The 12,558-nt window shown below is 67.5% G+C and carries 14 protein-coding genes; 6 read left to right on the top strand and 8 right to left on the bottom strand.

All coding sequences use genetic code 11. The features are described 5' to 3' along the window. Positions 1-70: 70 nt before the first annotated feature. A complete protein-coding gene (gene pheA, locus ACTAQI_RS17680; protein ID WP_457947592.1) occupies positions 71-1,051 on the bottom strand; it encodes a prephenate dehydratase in 981 nt (326 codons plus the stop codon). After that, on the bottom strand, positions 1,051-1,377 hold the full coding sequence (locus ACTAQI_RS17675; protein WP_457947591.1) for a rhodanese-like domain-containing protein: 327 nt from the start codon (positions 1,375-1,377) through the stop codon (positions 1,051-1,053). Before ACTAQI_RS17675 ends, pheA begins: the two co-directional genes overlap by 1 nt. A 210-nt stretch (positions 1,378-1,587) precedes the next feature. Here ACTAQI_RS17675 and ACTAQI_RS17670 point away from each other — a divergent pair, with 210 nt between their 5' ends. The 4 genes from ACTAQI_RS17670 (at position 1,588) to ACTAQI_RS17655 (ending at position 4,408) form a co-directional block, all read left to right on the top strand. Further along, positions 1,588-2,994, top strand: a complete 1,407-nt coding sequence (locus ACTAQI_RS17670; RefSeq protein ID WP_457947590.1) for an amidase — start codon at positions 1,588-1,590, stop codon at positions 2,992-2,994. A 135-nt stretch (positions 2,995-3,129) separates the two neighbouring features. After that, positions 3,130-3,354 carry a hypothetical protein gene (locus tag ACTAQI_RS17665; RefSeq protein ID WP_457947588.1) on the top strand — a complete coding sequence of 75 codons (225 nt, stop codon included), beginning with the start codon at positions 3,130-3,132 and terminating at the stop codon, positions 3,352-3,354. A gap of 151 nt (positions 3,355-3,505) precedes the next feature. Continuing rightward, positions 3,506-3,709, top strand: coding sequence for a hypothetical protein (locus ACTAQI_RS17660; protein ID WP_457947587.1), 204 nt, complete (start codon positions 3,506-3,508; stop codon positions 3,707-3,709). Positions 3,710-3,937: 228 nt separating this feature from the next. Next, a complete protein-coding gene (locus tag ACTAQI_RS17655) occupies positions 3,938-4,408 on the top strand; it encodes a lipopolysaccharide assembly protein LapA domain-containing protein (protein WP_457947585.1) in 471 nt (156 codons plus the stop codon). A gap of 13 nt (positions 4,409-4,421) precedes the next feature. Here ACTAQI_RS17655 and ACTAQI_RS17650 read toward each other — a convergent pair whose 3' ends face one another. Genes ACTAQI_RS17650 through ACTAQI_RS17640 form a run of 3 tightly spaced genes read right to left on the bottom strand, consistent with a single transcriptional unit; the run spans position 4,422 to position 8,575 of the window. Beyond that, a complete protein-coding gene (locus ACTAQI_RS17650; protein WP_457947583.1) occupies positions 4,422-5,942 on the bottom strand; it encodes a carboxyl transferase domain-containing protein in 1,521 nt (506 codons plus the stop codon). 1 nt (position 5,943) lies between these two features. Next, positions 5,944-7,155 (bottom strand): CaiB/BaiF CoA transferase family protein, encoded by a 1,212-nt coding sequence (locus ACTAQI_RS17645; protein ID WP_457947581.1) that lies wholly within the window; start codon positions 7,153-7,155, stop codon positions 5,944-5,946. 52 nt (positions 7,156-7,207) lie between these two features. Beyond that, positions 7,208-8,575, bottom strand: coding sequence for an SLC13 family permease (locus ACTAQI_RS17640; protein ID WP_457947580.1), 1,368 nt, complete (start codon positions 8,573-8,575; stop codon positions 7,208-7,210). Between the two features lie 132 nt (positions 8,576-8,707). On the opposite strand from ACTAQI_RS17640, the gene ACTAQI_RS17635 reads away from it, so the two are divergent. Then, entirely contained in the window at positions 8,708-9,406 is a 699-nt protein-coding gene (locus tag ACTAQI_RS17635) for a FadR/GntR family transcriptional regulator (RefSeq protein ID WP_457947578.1), read from the top strand. 98 nt (positions 9,407-9,504) lie between these two features. On the opposite strand, the gene ACTAQI_RS17630 is transcribed toward ACTAQI_RS17635, so the two are convergent. Beyond that, positions 9,505-10,014, bottom strand: coding sequence for a DUF4190 domain-containing protein (locus tag ACTAQI_RS17630; RefSeq protein WP_457947577.1), 510 nt, complete (start codon positions 10,012-10,014; stop codon positions 9,505-9,507). Between the two features lie 34 nt (positions 10,015-10,048). Further along, positions 10,049-10,645 (bottom strand): LysE/ArgO family amino acid transporter, encoded by a 597-nt coding sequence (locus ACTAQI_RS17625; protein WP_457947576.1) that lies wholly within the window; start codon positions 10,643-10,645, stop codon positions 10,049-10,051. Positions 10,646-10,716: 71 nt separating this feature from the next. Here ACTAQI_RS17625 and ACTAQI_RS17620 point away from each other — a divergent pair, with 71 nt between their 5' ends. Beyond that, positions 10,717-11,643, top strand: a complete 927-nt coding sequence (locus tag ACTAQI_RS17620; protein WP_457947575.1) for a LysR family transcriptional regulator ArgP — start codon at positions 10,717-10,719, stop codon at positions 11,641-11,643. Here the strand turns inward: ACTAQI_RS17620 and ACTAQI_RS17615 are convergent. Next, on the bottom strand, positions 11,603-12,523 hold the full coding sequence (locus ACTAQI_RS17615) for a nuclease-related domain-containing protein (RefSeq protein ID WP_457947574.1): 921 nt from the start codon (positions 12,521-12,523) through the stop codon (positions 11,603-11,605). The two genes, ACTAQI_RS17620 and ACTAQI_RS17615, sit on opposite strands and share 41 nt — an antisense overlap. Positions 12,524-12,558 lie beyond the last annotated feature (35 nt).

Genomic DNA, 12,558 nt, shown 5'->3' with positions numbered 1-12,558 from the left:
ATACCCCGTGTGGATCAAGCAAGCATACGCATTGTCCACAGCCCGCGGAAGTACTTCCGGCGGCATTTGCCTACGCTTTGGGCGAAGCCCCGGAACCGCTTTCACCTGCGATGGATTCCGCGGCGAGTATGGATTCCACCCATGTTTTGGCCGCCGCGAAAGCTTCATCGGACATGTGCGCCGGCACAGTGGTAGGTTGCCTGTCCGCCTTGGCATAGGAGCCCAGGAAGCGGGTGGCCGGGCTGATGCGGTGAAGCCCCGCCAAGGCATCCGCCACTCTGGCCTCGCCGGCGTGGCCATCTGCGTCGATGCTGAAGAAGTAGTGCCCCAGGTACTGGCCCGTGGGGCGGGATTCAATCCTGCTGAGGTTGACTCCGCGGCTGGCGAACTGGTCCAGGATCTCCATGAGGGCACCGGGGCGGTCCTCAGGAAGCGGGACCACGACGGTGGTCTTGTCCGCGCCGGTGCGTGCCGGCAACGCACCCGGCCGGCTGACCAGGATAAAGCGCGTCACCGCCCCGGGGTTGTCACCGATGTTCTCCGCCAGGACCGAGAGCCCCGCATGCTCCCTGGCCACCAACGGTGCGCAGATTGCCGCGTCGTAGAGGCAGTCCCCGTCCAGCAAACCCACGGCGGAGGCTGCGGTTGATGAGCCGGGAACGTATTCCGCGCCGGGCATGTTCCTGTCCATCCACAGCCGGCACTGCGCCCATGCATGGCCGTGCGTTGAAACCCGGCGCACATCTTCCAGCCGCACCCCGGGCCGGGCCACCAGGACGAAGCTGATGGGAACCAGGACTTCCCTGATGATCCGCAGTTCCTGGCCGGTGGCGATGGCGTCCAGCGTTGCAGTAACGCCGCCCTCCACCGAATTTTCGATGGGGACCATGGCGGCATGGGCGGATCCGTCACGGACCTTGTCAAGGGCAGCGTTGACATTCGAGGCCGGCAGCCGGACTGCTTGAAGGGCGTCAGGTACCTGCAGCAGGGCAGCCTCGGTGAAGGTGCCTTCCGGGCCCAGGAACGCGTAAGTGCGGTACGTGCGGGGCACTAAAGCACCAGCGGCTTGAGCCCGTTGTCCGAAACCAGGGGCTTGCCTGATTCCAGCCACTGGTCCATGCCACCGGAAACGTTAATGGCGGTATATCCCTGGCCGGTAAGCCATTGGGCAACGCGGAAGGAGCGGCCACCCGTGCGGCAAATGACGTAGACGTCCTCGTCCGGATCGAGTTCCCCGAGCCTGGCCGGGATCTGGTCCATGGGAATGTGGACCGCGCCGTCAGCGTGCCCGGCAACCCACTCGTAGTCTTCCCGGACGTCCAGGATCACGGCGTCAGCGGGAACGTCATGGACGGGGACGGTATCGAAATCGCTCATCGGAGTCCTGTCTTGGCGGATCTGGCGGATCAAAGTCAGGTTTAAGCCTAGCCCTTCCCAATCCAACCGCCTTGAACAGGTCAGGAAAAGCGCTGCGGGTTAGGCTGGAAAGCCCCAGGGAGGTTTCCATGTCACAGCAGCTGAGCGCCCGTTCCGCACCGCCTGCATGTTCCCGCAGGACCGCCGGGCCTCAACCGCAGAGGCGCCACCGTGGCTGAACTCCACGAACTTTCGGCGCTGGCCCTGCGGGACCTGCTGCGCAGTGGAACAGTGTCCGCCGCGGATACCGCCGCCCATTTCCTGGCGCGGATCGGGCAGCAAAACCCCCTCCTGGGCGCGTTTGTCACTGTGACGGCGGACCAGGCCTTGGAGCAGGCCCGGGCGGCTGACGCCCTCCGCTCCCGCTCCGACGCCAATACCCTTCCCCCGCTGCACGGCATGCCGATTGCCTTCAAGGACCTCACGGACGTGGCCGGCGTGGTGACCACGCACGGCAGTGCCGCCCTGGAGCACAAACCCGCCCCCGCCGATTCTCCCCTCGTGTCCCTGTTTAAAGACGCCGGCGTGACTTCGCTGGGCAAGACCCAGGTGTCCGAATTTGGACTGACGGCCTACAGCGAGAACCGCGTTGCACCGCCGTCGCGCAATCCCCGCGCACCCAGCAGGAGTTCGGGCGGTTCGTCCGGCGGCAGTGCAGCCGCCGTGGCGGCGGGCCTGCTGCCTTTCGCCCCCGGAACCGACGGCGGCGGCTCAGTCCGCATACCCGCCGCGGCGTGCGGGCTGGTGGGGCTGAAGCCGGGCCGGGGGCTGGTGGCAGCCGGGGAAAGCGCCGGGGACGCAGCCCGGCTGGTGGTGGCCGGCCCCCTTGCCCGCAGTGCGGAAGACGCCGCACTGATGATGGACGCCCTGGCGCCCGGGAACGGATACCTTGCGGCATTGCAGCAGGAGCCGCCACGGCTGCGGATCGGCGTCACGCTGGACAGCCCGTGGTCAGCCACGTTTCCGTTCACGCCGGAGCGGGAGGCGCTGGATGCGCTCCGTACCGGCGAAAGCCTCCTGGAGCACGCGGGCCATACCCTTGGCGATGCTTCCATTCGATACGACAACCGTTACCCCGACGCCTTCACCACCGCCTGGACCGCCGGCGTGGGTGCGGCCCGGATCAGCCCATCGCGTGAGGCATTACTGGCACCCCTGACGCGGACCTTCCGGCGGCGTGCCCAGCAGCGCAGCCCCGCCAAGCTCGCTGAGGCACTGGCGTTCCTGCGGCAGTTCCAGCACGACACCCTGGCGCAGTACGGGCAGTGGGACTTGATGCTGATGCCCGCCTTGGCGCAGACGCCGCGGCCGGTGGGCTGGTTCACGGGCACTGCTCATGGCGGTGAGCGCTGGCCATCGGCGCAGTGGCCGGGGGATGCCGACGGCGACTACCGGAAGCAGTGCGAATACGCCCCGTGGTCCTCAATGGTGAATGTGTGCGGCTTGCCGGCCATCACCATTCCGGTGCACTGGACCGGCGGTGGCCCCGGCAGCGGGCTTCCAATGGGAATCCAGCTGGTGGGCCCCATGGGGTCCGAAGCCCTCCTCCTGCAGGTGGCCCACCAGTTGGGCTACTAGAGAAACGCCCCGGGGCAGTTGTTGACCTGTTCCTAACGCCCGCTTAATCCGTTGGTAACCCCGGCGGCGCACACTGGAAAAAGCACCTTTCAGCACCCTCCATTCGCCCTCCGCCCGATGAGGAGTTGCCCCACCATGAACGTTGAACACCCTGCCCAAAACGCCGAAACCACCATGACGGCAGACGACGGACGTCCAGACATGAGCAACTCGAACGTCAGGGAAGACCTGGCGATGACCGGCCGGTGCGCGCTGGTCCACCTGCCCACGGGCCGGACCTGCCTCCTCCCCCTCCGGCATCAGGGGCCCTGCGAGTTCCACCGTCCGCAGGAGGCACAGGACGTGGTGGACGGCGGCTGACAGGGCCGGAAACGATTCCCGCCGCGGCTGCCGTTTTGGGAGTCTGCGGTGCCCTGCATGCTGTGCTGCCCTTCTGGACTCCCGCTGGCCTATCGACTCCCCCGCCAATCAGGAGGACGATTAAAGGGCAGTCACCATGAGGAGGTCTGTGATGTGCTACGCATCGAGCAAGGACTTCGGGTGGGGCGCCAGGAAAGAAACCAAGCGCCGGCCCGAAGCAGAAACGGAAGCCCCTGCGGAAACTCCGGAGAAGCCGGCCAAGGAACAGGAATTTACGTTCTGGGCCTTCCCCAACTGGCGCAGGACATCTGCGTCCAGCACCCACTCCGGCGAACGGAGCAAGGAGAGGGTCTGATGCCAGGGCGGGAATTACGCGGGCAGAATTGACCCGGACTACCGGCCGAGGCAGGTGCCAACGGAGGGGTTCTCCCGTGAGGGCCCCTTCGTCATGAAAGCGGCCCCGCCATGCAGCCCGGGACAGCCCTTCGACGGCAGGCCGCTGTACCGTTCGTTGTGCCGCGGCAACCGGGACGGCTATGGTTGCACAATAAGCATGCTTAGCATTCTGCGAAAGGGGACGAGCATGAGCGCAGGACAGTACACGCCAGGACCGGACCGCCGGCCGGAACCGGACGCCAACACCACGCCGTCGAACGCCACCCAAGCGGCAGGAGACGGGGCAGCAAGCTATAGCGGAGCTCCGTCCTACTCGCAGGATGCACCGGGAACGGTGGAAACAACGGGAACATCCGGCACCACAACCGCCCCCGGGCCCACTGGCGGCACTCCCGAGCGCAAGGTCACCCGCGCCGGCGTCATCTGGGCAGCGGTGGTGGCTGCCTTGGTGCTTCTGATCCTGCTGATCGTCTTCATCCTGCAGAACCAGGAACAGGCTCTGGTGAAATTCCTGGGCTTCGAGGGCGCAGTCCCGCTGGGCATGGCACTGTTCATCGCAGCCGTGACGGGCGGCGTGCTGGTAGCCGTAGCCGGCGGCGCGCGTATCCTTCAGCTCCGTTCCAACGCACACAGGGCACGGGCCCGGCAGCGAAGGTAGCGCCCCCAGTCCCCTAGCTGCCGCCGAGGGTTGCGAACTTACGGGCCCGGGCGGCCACGAGTTCCGGTACCGGAACACCGGCCACCACGCCGAGTTCATACTCAATGGCCCGGGCCATCCGGGTGCAGAACTCGCGCGGCTCCAGGGAGGCGTCACCGCGCTCGTCCACGATGTGGTCCACCAGGCCACTGGCATACAGGGCGGCGACGTTCACGCCCTGCGCCTGGGCCATGGCCGGCGCGAACGCGGTGGTGCGGTGCACGATGGCACTGGCACCCTCGGGGGGCAACGGCGAGAGCCAGCTGTGCTGGGCGGCGATGGTCCTGTCGGCGGGCAGCAGTGCCAGGGCCCCTCCCCCCGCACCTTGGCCAAGCAGCACAGAGACCGACGGCGATTCCAGCCCGATCAGTTCGTGCAGCGAGCGCGCAATTTCCCCGGCAAGTCCACCCTCCTCCGCTTCCTGCGAAAGAGCAGCGCCGGCCGTGTCAATGACGGTGAGGAGGGGCAGCCGCAGTTCCTCGGCCAGCTTCATGCCGCGGCGCGCCTCGCGCAGCGACCCCGGTCCCATGCCCGCGGCGTCCTTCCGCAGCGGGCGGGCGTGGCCCAGCACGATGCAGGACTGGGTGCCAAAGCGGGCCAGCGCCAGCAGCAGCCCAGGGTCCTTCTCCCCCTGTCCGGTTCCGTTCAGGGGGAGTGAGTCAGTTGCGCCGAACTTCAGCAGCTGACGCAGGTCCGGCCGCCGGGGACGGCGCGAAAGCTCGATGGACGTCCAGGCGTCGACGTTGGCGGGCCGCACTGCCAGCGTGGCAGGCCCCGACGCCACACGTGCCGTGCCAGCGGCTGCTTTGGGCGTCAGGATGTCCAGCGCCCGTCCCACCAGGTCGGCAAGGTCGCCGGGTTCCACCACGCCGTCGATCAGGCCCTTGTGAAAGAGGTTCTCCGCCACCTGCACGTTCTCCGGGAACGCTTCGCCGTACAGCGCCTCATAGACGCGCGGTCCCAGGAAGCCCAGCAGGGCGCCCGGCTCGGCCACGTTGATATGGCCCAAAGAACCCCAGGATGCCATGACACCGCCCGTGGTGGGGTGCCGCAGGTAGACGAGGTACGGCAGGCCGGCCTGGCGGTGCGCGCGGACGGCACCGGTGATTTTCACCATGGACAGGAACGCGAGCGTCCCTTCCTGCATGCGCGTTCCCCCGGAAGCCGGGCCGGCCAGCAGCGGCAGTCCCTCCGCGGTGGCGCGTTCGACGGCGGCAACGATCCTTTGCGCCGCCGCGTGGCCGATCGACCCGGCAAGGAAGGAGAATTCGCTGACGATCAGCGCCACGCGGCGGCCGCGGATGAGCCCGGCGCCGGTGATCACGGACTCGTCGGCGCCGCTGCGTTCGCGCGCCCTGGCCAGGTCGCGGGCGTACTCCTCGGTCAGCAGCGGCTGTTCCGGCTCGGCGTCCCAGGAGACAAACGACCCCGCGTCCACCACGGCATCAAGGAGCTCGGTGGCGTTCAGGTGCCGCACCTTCTCCACTGTCGCCACGTTATTTCGCCCCGGGAGCCGCGGCGGCCAGGCCCAGCCATTCGCGGATCGCCGCCCCGTCCTCATTGAGCAGCGGCGGCGCGTCGTGTTCGGTCAGGGTGGTCTCCGCGGCATCGCCCGGCGCGAAGAACCGGAGCGGCGGCCCGGGCAGGCTTACTTTTCCGAGCAGCGGATGCTCAACGTCCACCACGAGCCCCTGGGATGCCACCTGCTCCCAGGCGTATACCTCGTCCAGTGAGCGGACCTTGCCGGCCGGGATCCCGGCGTCGTTCAGTTTTTCCAGCAGTTCCACCGCGCCGTACCCTGCGAAGGCGCGTTCGACGGCGGCAATCACCCCGCCGCGGTTCCGCACCCTTTCGGCGTTGCTGGCAAAGCCCGGGGCAGCCGGGTCCAGGCCAAAGGCCGCGGCGAACGAGGCCCACAGCTTCTCGCTGCCGACGCTGATCTGCACGCTCCCGTCCTTGCAGTTGAACAGGCCATAGGGGGCAATGGACGGATGGTGGTTGCCCTGGGCCTGAGGAACTTCACCGGCAATGGTGGTCCTGGTGCCCTGGAATGCGTGGACGCCGATCAGTGATGCGAGCAGCGAGGTGCGCACCACCTTGCCCTGGCCGGTCCGGTTCCGCTCCACCAGGGCGGCCAGCACGCCGAAGGCGCCGTTCATGCCGGAGAGCAGGTCGGCGATGGGAACGCCCACGCGCTGGGGGTCGTCCGGGCCGGACCCGGTCAGGGACATCAGGCCGGCCTCGCCCTGGAGGATCTGGTCGTAGCCGCTGCGCTGGGATTCGGGCCCGTCGTGCCCGAATCCCGTGATGGACAGGATCACCAGGCGTGGGTTGAGCTTATGCATGGCTGCGGTGGAGAAGCCCAGCCGGTCCATGACGCCGGGCCGGAAGTTCTCGATTACCACATCCGCCCGTTCCAGGAGGCCGCGGAGCACTGCCTGGCCGTCGCTGCTCTTCAGGTCCAGGGTGATGGATTCCTTGTTGCGGTTGCAGGACATGAAGTAGGTGGACTGCAGGTCGTCCTCGGGGCCCACGAAGGGCGGACCCCAGCCGCGGGTGTCATCCCCCGTGCCGGGGTTCTCCACCTTGATGACGCGGGCGCCGAGGTCGGCGAGCATCATGCCCGCGTGCGGTCCGGCCAGTGCCCGGCTGAGGTCTACCACGGTGTGCCCGGCCAGGGGGCCTTGGGAAGTTTCGGCTGTGCTCATGTGCTGGGATTCCTTTCTGAAAAACGGGCGGTACCGGCGGATGCAGTGCCGGCTAGAGCCAGCCGGGGACCACCAGGGCCAGCCAGGCCAGAATGGGGCCTGCCACGATGACGATGCCGCTGTACCCGAGGATCCGCTTGTAGAACTGGTCCTTGTCCACGCCCTCCGGAGCGTTGGCCAGCACCAGGGCGCCGTTGGTGGAGAACGGGGAGACGTCAACGATGGTGGCGGACACCGCGAGCGCGCAGATGACGCCGACGGCGCCGATCTCACCGGTGGAGAGGAACGGAACGGCCAGCGGAATGAGCGCTGCCAGGATGGCGGTGGAGGAGGCAAATGCGGAAACCACGGCACCGATGAAGCAGATGATCAGGGCGGCCAGGAGGGGCATTCCCATTCCGGCCACGCCGCTGGAAACGAACTTGATGGTGCCGGCTTCCTCCAGCACGCCGACGAACGTCAGCATGCCGCAGATTAGCAGCACGGTGGACCAGCTGATCTTGTTGATGGCGCCCTTCTGTGCCGCCGGCGAAACCAGGGCCAGGACGATGGCGATGGTGATGGACACGAAGCCGACGTCCATCTTGAAGCCGAGTGCCACGACGGCAAGCACGATCAGGCCGGCAATGGTGACCAGCTGCGGGATCCGTTCCTTGCGCTCCCTGGTGGCTGCGACGCCGTCGCCCGCGGGGTCCCGTGGACCGTACATACCGGAGCCGAAGCCCTTGAAGGGGACATCGGTGCCTGTCTTGGCGCCGACGCTGACCGCCATCCGGGCCTCGGCCGCCTGCTCCACGAACTGCCCCACCTTGGAGGACATGAGATTCCTGCCGCCCAGGACCACGAAGAGCACCAGCGCGATGACCAGGTTGAAGATGAAGCTGGAGAGGAACAGCGCGGTGGGGCTGAAGGCCAGGTCCGTCTTGGCAAGGATGCCGTTGACGGTGACACCGTAGACCGCAATGGGCGAGAAGCCGCCGGCCTGGGCCCCATGGATCACCATCATGCCCATCAGCAGCGGGCTGATCTTGTACTTGCCTGCAAAGCTCAGTGCGATGGGGGCAATGATGGCGACGGCGGCGGGAGACAGTGCACCCACGGCAGTGATCACGGCGGTGATGGCGAACATGACCCAGGGGATGAGGGCCACACGGCTGCCTACCAGTTTGACCGCGCCGCGGACCAGCAGGTCGATGGTGCCGTTGTTCTGCGCTATGGCGAACAGATAGGTGACACCGACGATTGTCAGGAAGAGGCCGCCGGGGAAGTTGGCCAGGATCTCGTTGGTGGACATGCCGAGCACCACGGCGCCGAGCAGGAAGGCGCCCACGAAGGCGAGCGCGCCCATATTGAGGGGCAGGACGGTGGCAAGCAGGAACATCGCCGCCAGGATGATGATCGATAAGACAGGAGCGGACATCGTTGGTCCTCCGTTGGGGAATGAAGAATGTGACGTGAGTTACTGGCTCACTGGACTAGCCTCTTAGACAGTGAGTCTATCTGTCAATAGATGAAGGAGGTATTCTGGTCCTACGACCCAAGGGAGGGCTTTGTGGAAAAGACAGCACGGGCTGGCCTGGAGCGGGTCACACGGCCGCGGCTCTATGAGCAGCTGGTGGAGCAGATCCTTGCCTACATCGAATCCGCCCAGCTCCGCCCGGGCGATCTCCTGCCGGCGGAGCGCGATCTTGCCGAGCGGCTGGGAGTTTCCCGCGCCACCCTGGCCCAGGCGCTGGTGGCCCTGGAAGTGCTCGGCGTCATCGACGTGCAGCACGGTACCGGCGCTGTCCTGGCCCGGCGGCCCAGCGTGGCGTCGGTGGTCAAGGGCCTGCGGGAGCACCAGAGCCGGCTGCCGGAAATCGTGGAGGCGCGCAGCACCCTGGAAGTAAAACTTGCCGCCCTTGCGGCGGAACGCCGGACGGACCAGGACCTCGCCGCCATCGACGACGCCCTGGACGTCATGGCAAAGGAAATCAACGACGGCGACCGCGGGACCCACGGCGACGAACTGTTCCACCAGGCCATTACCGCGGCGGCGCATTCATCGGTGCTGGCACAGCTTATGGCCTTCATTGCCGAAATGATCCTGGAAACCCGGATGGAATCCCTGGGCCAGCCCGGACGGCCCGGGCAGTCCCTGGCGTCGCACCGGAAGATCGCGAATGCCGTCCGCGCGCAGGACGGGGAGGCCGCAGCAAAGGCCATGCTGGCGCACATCGAACTGGTCTCTGACGTGGAGCTGCTCCGCTAGGAGCGGCCAGGCCACATTCGCAGAGGCACAACGTACGACGGCGGCCCGGGCGCAGGTGCCCGGGCCGCCGTCGGCGTCGCGCTCCTGGGTGGGCAGGGCTAGAAAGTGCCCGTATTCGAACCGGCAGTGCCGGCGACCGCCAGGCCGATGATGAGCAAAAGCCAGATGGCCCCGTACCCCAGCAGGCACAAGTAGCCCAGCACCAGGCCGGTAATGGACATCCCCTTGCCGGAGGGCTCACGCCGCAGGGCCAAATGGCCGGTGATGACGGCGGCCAGAGGGGGAAGCACCAGCCAGCCCATGATCACCGAGACGATCCCGCAGACCATGCTGGCGATGCTCAGGGTCTTCGGTTCCGCCGCCCTGCCGTAGTAGGACGGCTGGCCAAGGTACTGGGGCTGGCCGTACTGGCCCTGGCTGTATTGGGCTTGGCTGTATTGCGGCTGGTTGTACTGCCCTTGGGTGTACGGGGACTGTGCGTACTGGGGCTGGCCAGACGCCGTCCCTTGCCCGTACTGTGCCGGCGGCTGGTACCCGGGCCACGGCGAACCGTTGTGCTGGTTTTCGGGACGCTGGTAATCGGGCCCCTGGGACGGCTGGTTGCTCATGATTTCTCCCCTATGAATCTGGCTACAGCCTACTTCAGTGCAGGACCAGGCGGATGGCCAGGAATACCATCAGGACGCCGATGGACGCATCAATCCACCGCCACGTGCGGGGGCTGGTGAGCATTCCCGCCAGCGCCTTTGCCCCGTACCCCAGGGCGGAAAACCAGAGCACGCTTCCGGTCACGGCGCCGGCGGCGAATATCCACCGCAGGTCAGGGCCCTGTTGGTTGGCGAGGCTGCCCAGGAGGACCACGGTGTCCAGGTAGACATGCGGATTGAGGAAGGTCAGGGCAGCCGTGGTGGCGATCACCGAGTTCCTGGACCTGGGCCCTTGCTCCGCCAGCGCGGAAGGCCTTACCGCGGCCATGAAGGACCGGGCAGCGAACCACAGCAGGTAGGCGGCACCGGCCCAGCGCAAAACTTCCAGCGCCTCCGGGAAGCGGGTGACCAGCACCCCGATCCCCGCCGTCCCGCCCACGATCAGCAGGGCGTCGCCGGCCATGCAGACAGCCACCACCGCACCAATATGCTCCCGGCGGATGCCTTGGCGCAGCACGAAGGCATTCTGGGCGCCGATCGCCACGATCAGCGCCAGCCCGGTCAGCATTCCCGTTATTGCTGCAGTCCACATAGCTATGACGGTAGGAGTCCCGGCAAGGTGTAGGCAAGTAACGGATTCTGGAGTGTCCTTAGAATATCTTCATGAACCTTGAGCACTTGAAGGCCCTCGTAGCAGTCGTTGACGAAGGAACATTTGAGGCAGCAGCGGACATGCTCCGGATCACGCCGTCCGCAGTGAGCCAGCGGATCAAGGCACTGGAAGGGGCCGTGGGCCAGGTCCTGGTGCGCCGCCGCCTCCCCTGCACTGCCACCGACGCCGGTGCGCTGCTGCTGCGGATGGCCCGCCAGGTGCAGGTGCTGGAAGCGGAGACGTCGGCGGCGCTGGGAGCGGGATCGTCCGCGCGGGCCCACCTGCCGGTGGCCGTCAACGCGGATTCGCTGGCCACCTGGTTTGTCCCGGTCCTGCACCAGGCCGCCGGATGGGAGGACTCCGCCCTGGACCTTCGCGTGGAGGACCAGGGCTACAGCAGCCAGCTGCTGCGCGACGGCGAGGTAATGGGCGCCGTGACCTCCGACCCCGTCCCCGTGAGCGGATGCAGGGTGGAACTGCTGGGCGCCATGCGCTACATCCCGGTGGCCACCCCCGGGCTGCTCCGACGCTTCTCCGCCTCCGGTGGCGTGGACTGGGCAGCCATGCCGGTCCTTAAATTCAACACGAAGGACACCCTGCAGCAGCAGCTGCTCACCGCAAAGGGCGTGCCGCGGCTTCCGCCCACGCACACCGTGCCCTCTTCCCAAGGGTTCCTCGCGGCAGTCGAAGCCGGCCTGGGCTGGGGAATGATCCCGGAGCTTCAGCTCACCGGCGAGCTGGCCGACGGCGCACTGGTCCGGTTGGAGGAGGACGCCCACCAGGATGTGGCCCTCTATTGGCAGGCCTGGACCCTTGATTCCGAGCGGCTCACGCGGATGAGCGCCGCGGTCCGGTTGGCCGCCGCGGACCGGCTGCGGCCGGGCGACGGCCGGGAGGCTAACGGGCCAAGTAGGGCAGGATATAGACGGCAAAAATGACGAAGGCAGCCAGCAGGGCCAGCTTTCCTCCGCTGGTACCGCCGCGCTGCCGCGCTTTGGTGTTCCGGCCGTGGCGCCGCTGCCCGGCCGGCGCGCCAGGCAGCGTTCCTGCGGGCGTTTCCCGTGGGGGCAGGGCCCGGCCCGCCGGGTGCCGCGATACGCTGCGGGCCCTGCCCGCTTCCTCGGCAGCCCCGGTTTTGCCTCCCCGGGTTTCCGCGGGGCCGGCGGGCGGCAGGGCTCCCGCCGGCCGCACCACGGTTCCCGGGCGCACGTTGCGCAGGGCAGTGATGCCGGGCTCCTGCTCGTGCGTGAGCTGCCGGCCCAGCTGCTCGTACAACCCCACGACTGCCTGCTGGTCGAGCACTGCCGGGAGCGCCTCGATGGCCCCCACCAGCCGTTGGGAACCCGCCACGGCGACGTCCGAAGCAGTTACCCCGAAAAGGTCCGGTTGCGCTGCCATGCAGATGAGCGGGCGCACCAGCCGGCGGTGCGGCGGGGTCAGCACCGAGGCAACGGCAGCACACTGGGCCAGGGCACCTTCCACCGCCTGGGTCCGTGCGTAGCGGCCCTGCCACAGCACGCCGGAGGCCACCCGCACCTCGCCGGTCCAGTTCTTCGAATCCACCACCACCACGCCGCCCGGTCCCACCAGGACGTGGTCAAGGTTCGCCTTGGGCCTGCCCGGCCAATGGACATCGTGGAGCACGTACCAGCCGCGCGGAACCAGCTCGCTGAGCTTGTCGGCCACCAGCCGCTCCCCCACCGCGCCGGCGTCCCACGCCCTGGTGGAGTGTTCGGCCTGGTCCAGCCGGCGCTTCAGCCTTGCAACACGCTCGGCAGCAAGCCTGGACTGCTCCGCTGCCCCGTCTCCTGCCCCCATTGGACGTCCCCGTTTCGTTGCCGGACAGGACGACG

It is taken from the genome of Pseudarthrobacter sp. alpha12b, from assembly GCF_054130495.1.
This window is presented reverse-complemented; position numbering and strand designations above follow the sequence as displayed.

Coding starts and splice junctions, on each gene's coding strand:
- ACTAQI_RS17675 (WP_457947591.1), bottom strand. CDS start 1,377: ATGAGCGATTTCGATACCGTCCCCGTCCATGACGTTCCCGCTGACGCC.
- ACTAQI_RS17665 (WP_457947588.1), top strand. CDS start 3,130: ATGAACGTTGAACACCCTGCCCAAAACGCCGAAACCACCATGACGGCA.
- ACTAQI_RS17660 (WP_457947587.1), top strand. CDS start 3,506: ATGTGCTACGCATCGAGCAAGGACTTCGGGTGGGGCGCCAGGAAAGAA.
- ACTAQI_RS17655 (WP_457947585.1), top strand. CDS start 3,938: ATGAGCGCAGGACAGTACACGCCAGGACCGGACCGCCGGCCGGAACCG.
- ACTAQI_RS17645 (WP_457947581.1), bottom strand. CDS start 7,155: ATGAGCACAGCCGAAACTTCCCAAGGCCCCCTGGCCGGGCACACCGTG.
- ACTAQI_RS17640 (WP_457947580.1), bottom strand. CDS start 8,575: ATGTCCGCTCCTGTCTTATCGATCATCATCCTGGCGGCGATGTTCCTG.
- ACTAQI_RS17630 (WP_457947577.1), bottom strand. CDS start 10,014: ATGAGCAACCAGCCGTCCCAGGGGCCCGATTACCAGCGTCCCGAAAAC.
- ACTAQI_RS17625 (WP_457947576.1), bottom strand. CDS start 10,645: ATGTGGACTGCAGCAATAACGGGAATGCTGACCGGGCTGGCGCTGATC.
- ACTAQI_RS17620 (WP_457947575.1), top strand. CDS start 10,717: ATGAACCTTGAGCACTTGAAGGCCCTCGTAGCAGTCGTTGACGAAGGA.
- ACTAQI_RS17615 (WP_457947574.1), bottom strand. CDS start 12,523: ATGGGGGCAGGAGACGGGGCAGCGGAGCAGTCCAGGCTTGCTGCCGAG.